Origin of the sequence: Nocardia sp. NPDC058497 (genome assembly GCF_042720195.1) — a bacterium.
GTDB lineage: Bacteria > Actinomycetota > Actinomycetes > Mycobacteriales > Mycobacteriaceae > Nocardia.
The window spans coordinates 3,312-6,189 of sequence record NZ_JBHXMY010000361.1; the positions used below are offsets into that span (position 1 = coordinate 3,312).

A 2,878-nucleotide genomic window follows, 5' to 3' on the forward strand; every position below is an offset into this window, starting at 1 on the left:
CAGCTCGTTCTCGCCGATGCCGAACTCCGCTGGCAGGATATGGATCTCACCGACATCGCGGACGGCGATCTGCGGCAGCGGGAGCTGGGTCGAGTGATCGCCTTGGACGCGCGCACTCGATTCGATCTCACCCGACCACCACTGTTGCGCTTCAGGCTCATCCGGACCGCCGCCGACGTCTACCGTCTCGTGGTGACCAATCATCACCTCGTGCTGGATGGTTGGTCGGGGCCGCTGCTGGTGCGCGAGTTGCTGACGCTCTACCTCACCTCCGGCGACGCCGCCGCACTGCCGCCCGCCCACTCCTACCGGGAGTTCCTGACCTGGCTGCGCGCACAGGACAGCGCGGCATCAGTCGCCGCATGGGCGCGATCGCTGGCGGGGGTGGATACGCCGACCCGCGCGGTCCCGGCCCTGGCCGGGATCGAGTCCGCCGAGACCGGGATGGCCTCCACCGATCTGTCCCACGGCACGCTCACTCGGTGGGAGACGGCCGCACGCGAATCCGGCGCGACGGTGAACACCCTGGTGCAGGCCGGCTGGGCGATGGTGCTGGCCATGCTGACCGGCCGGACCGATGTCGTGTTCGGCGGGACGGTTTCCGGCAGGCCACCGGAGCTGGGGGGCGTCGAAGAGATGGTCGGCCTCTTCATCAATACGCTGCCGGTGCGCGTGCGACTCGATCCCGCGGAGCGGGTGGTCGAGCTGCTGGCCCGGCTGCAGGCCGAGCAGGCCCGGTTGATGGACTACCAGCAGGTCGGGCTCGCGGCCATCCATCAGGCGACCGGCCTTGCCGAATTGTTCGACACGCTGGTCGTTTTCGAGTCCTTTCCGATCGACCGGGAAACGCTGTCGCAGTCGCTCGACATCGCGGGGATGCGGGTGCTCGACATCGAAGGCACCGACGCGGCGCCTTACCCGTTGAGCCTCATGGTCATTCCAGTGCACGACACCGAGGGGCACAACACCCTGCGAATCACTGTGCAGTGCATGGCCGAACAGCCCGGTCCCCTGGCGGCGCGGCCACTGCTGGATCGCTTCGTCCGGCTGCTGACCCAGCTCGCCGAGAACCCGCGCGCCGTGGTCGCACAGCTGCAGCATTGCGACGACGCGGAACGCGCCGCGCTGTTGCCGGTCCGCGGGCCGGAGTCGGTACCGTTGCGGACCCTGCCCGATATCCTCGCCGACGGCGCGCGCATCGACAGCGACGCCATCGCGGTCAGCGCGGGCGACATCGACCTGTCCTACGGCGAACTCGACGCCCGCTCCACTCGCCTCGCCCGGATACTGCTGCGCCGCGGCATCGGCCGTGAGGTATTCGTTGTGCTCGCCCTCACCCGATCGCTGGAATCGGTGATCGCGATGTGGGCGCTGGCCAAGACGGGCGCGGCCTTCGCGCCGGTGGATCCCCACTATCCGGTGGACCGGATCGAGCACATGATCGCCGACTCGATGGCGCCGATCGGTGTGACGGTGACCGCGTTCCACGAGACGCTGCCGGGCACCGTCGACTGGCTGCTGCTCGACGACCCCAGCACGATGCGCGGGGCAATGACGGTCTCCGACGCTCCCATCACCGACGAGGAACGCGGCGGCCCCATCAACATCGACCAGACGGCCTACCTGATCTACACCTCGGGATCCACCGGCACGCCGAAGGCTGTCCTGCTCAGCCATCGCGGCGTGGCGAATCTGGTCGCGGCCCAACAGGAGTCGTTCGAGCTGGGTTCGACGGCCAGCCCGCTACTTCTGGCCTCACCGAGCTTCGACGGATCGATCTCCGAGCTGCTGACCGCGCACGCGGCGGGCGGCAGGCTCGTGGTCTCGCCACCGGATGTCTACGGTGGCGCCGATCTGGACCGACTGCTGCGCGCCGAACGGGTGACCCACGCGGTCATCACGCCATCGGTGCTGGCCACGATGGACCCCGGCGATCTCGACCACCTCCGCGTGGTCTCGGTCGCCGGAGAGGCCGCGACACCGGAACTGATCGAGCGATGGTCGGTGGGCCGGCGAATGGCGAACCTGTACGGCCCCACCGAATTCAGTATCTCGGCGACCTGGTCGGCGCGACTCGTCGCGGGCGAGCCGATCACGATCGGCGGGCCGATCCGCGGTGCCGCCACCATGGTGCTCGACACCTGGCTGCGCCCGGTTCCGGTGGGCGTCGCCGGTGAGCTGTACCTGGCCGGTCCGGCGCTCGCCCGCGGGTACTTCAACCGGTTCGCGATGACCGCGGCCAGCTTCGTCGCCAACCCGTGCGGTGAGCCAGGCGAGCGGATGTATCGGACCGGCGACATGGTGCGCTGGGTCACCAGCGACAACGGCGCCCTCGAGCTGGAATATCTGGGCCGCAGCGACTTCCAGGTCAAGATCCGCGGCATGCGAATCGAGCTGGGCGAGATCGACGCGGCGCTGTCGCGCGACGAGCAGGTCGAGTACGCGGTGACGATCGGGCGCACGGGCCCGGCGGGGGCGACCGCACTGGTGTCGTATGTACTGCCCGCGCAGGGGGTGGAGTTGGATACCGAGCGGCTGCGTGCGCAGCTGGCCGCGGAACTGCCCGGGTACATGGTACCCGGCTACGTCATTGTGCTGGATTCGATTCCACTCTCCCCGGTCGGCAAGCTGGACCGCGGAGCCCTTCCGGTACCCGACTTCTCGGGCACACAGCATCCGTATCTGGCGCCGCGCACCCCGCTGGAAGAATCCGTCGCCGGAGTGTTCGCCCATGTGCTCGGCACTGACCAGGTGAGCGTCGACCGGTCGTTCTTCGATCTCGGCGGCGACTCGCTGAGCGCGACCAAGGTCGGCGCCCGGCTGAATTAGGCGCACGGGGCCACCCTCACCCTGCGTGAGATGTTTGACCCGCCCCCCC

The 2,878-nt window shown here is 68.9% G+C and carries 1 protein-coding gene; it reads left to right on the forward strand.

The features are described from left to right. A partial coding sequence (locus tag ACFWPJ_RS21940) for an amino acid adenylation domain-containing protein (RefSeq protein ID WP_378854109.1) occupies positions 1-2,829 on the forward strand: 2,829 nt, incomplete at its 5' end. Positions 2,830-2,878: the final 49 nt, after the last annotated feature.